Source organism: Thermosporothrix hazakensis, from assembly GCF_003253565.1.
Taxonomy (GTDB): Bacteria; Chloroflexota; Ktedonobacteria; order Ktedonobacterales; family Ktedonobacteraceae; genus Thermosporothrix; species Thermosporothrix hazakensis.
The window spans coordinates 1-1,316 of record NZ_QKUF01000084.1 but is presented as its reverse complement, the minus strand read 5'-3'; the positions used below and the strand labels follow the sequence as shown (position 1 = coordinate 1,316).

General features: G+C 53.0%; 3 protein-coding genes. All 3 read right to left on the bottom strand.

What is annotated here, in order from left to right:
* Positions 1–137: 137 nt before the first annotated feature.
* Positions 138–407, bottom strand: coding sequence for an NAD(P)-binding domain-containing protein (locus EI42_RS33700; protein WP_246046502.1), 270 nt, complete (start codon positions 405–407; stop codon positions 138–140).
* A gap of 17 nt (positions 408–424) precedes the next feature.
* On the bottom strand, positions 425–565 hold the full coding sequence (locus tag EI42_RS33695) for a hypothetical protein (protein WP_211326461.1): 141 nt from the start codon (positions 563–565) through the stop codon (positions 425–427).
* Positions 566–655: 90 nt separating this feature from the next.
* Complete coding sequence (locus tag EI42_RS31780) at positions 656–1,042, bottom strand: MerR family transcriptional regulator (RefSeq protein ID WP_111326992.1); 387 nt, start codon at positions 1,040–1,042, stop codon at positions 656–658.
* Between the last annotated feature and the right edge of the window lie 274 nt (positions 1,043–1,316).

Below are 1,316 nucleotides of genomic sequence, written 5' to 3'. Positions count from 1 at the left end.
CATTGTTCTCAGCCACCGAGAGCGCTTCTCGCAAAGATTGTCCTGCGGAAACAATCAGGAAGTTGCCCACAAGTTTGACAAGCGTTGCCGCACCACCCTCTTCGCCAAAATCAACAATACCCTGCCCCCCATCGCCTTCAGGAGTGGTCGGACGCGGTCTTTGGCTCTTTGCGGACCCGCAAAAACGGAATCCAGAGCCATTGGGCGACAGCGGCCTCAGATCCTCCAAAGATGGGAGCCTCAACAGAGACACTGCCATGTTGCGCATGCATCGCCGCCAGCTTCTTTGTCATTTCAGGCGATATTGTGCTCATCGCTAGATGGAGACCACCTCGTCCCAATTGCTCTACAAAGCCATCACTCGTGACGATGCTTTCCACTGACGCCTCACCCCACAAAATGGTCACAACAAGTCCTCCGCTTGTCACCGCGTCAACGGGTCGTGTGCGCCCAGAGCAACCAGAGGTTCCGCTTTGCTCGCCGTGCGGTTATACACCCGCAGCGCATACCCGGCTTTGAGGAGATTCTTGCCAGTGGCAGCCCTGGATTGCCAAGTCCAATACATCCAATCGTTTCATTCATCTTTCTCAATACTTCTGAATGATTTGCACTTCAAACGTGACGTTAACGTCATGTTCTGGACAAAAAAGCCTCGTTACGGCTCTCTTTCCTCAAGCCAGCGCTCGAAGCGTTCAATAGTGGCCTGTAAGTCAGCACGAAATTGCTGTAACGCTCCAATCTTCCGGTCTGCCTCGGCCAGATGCTGGCGCAGGATGGCAAGGACGTTCTGTTTTGGTTGTATTCCACCTGGATCAGTGAAATAGAGGTCAATCACGTCACGTATGTCATCCAGGCTGAGTCCAAGCTTCTTGAACTGATCAATTTTACACAGACGATCCAGCGTCTCCTCGGTGTAATAGTGCTGGCCACGGCCTTCACGCTCACCAGGAGCGAGCAGCCCAATCCTCTCGTAATAGCGGACGGTGCGCGCAGTGACCCCTGCTCGTTCCGTCACATCACCTATGCGCATCCGGTCGTTCATCGCTCACCCACTCACATGTTACGTTCACGTCATATTGTTATGATAGACGTGAACGAGGGAGTGTCAAGGACCTTTCTCCCCGGGGTTCACACGTCTGAAATCCAGATACCGCTGCTCAACACAATCTACAACAGATAGAGAGGGAACAAAATAGGCGTGTACATGCCTGGATTCCGTATGACCAGGCTAAAACATATATTGCCCACCATTCACCGTGTCGGCCCAGGATGCCCCCGTCTTTGAAGCGGGGGATGAATGGGCGTTCCTTATTTGG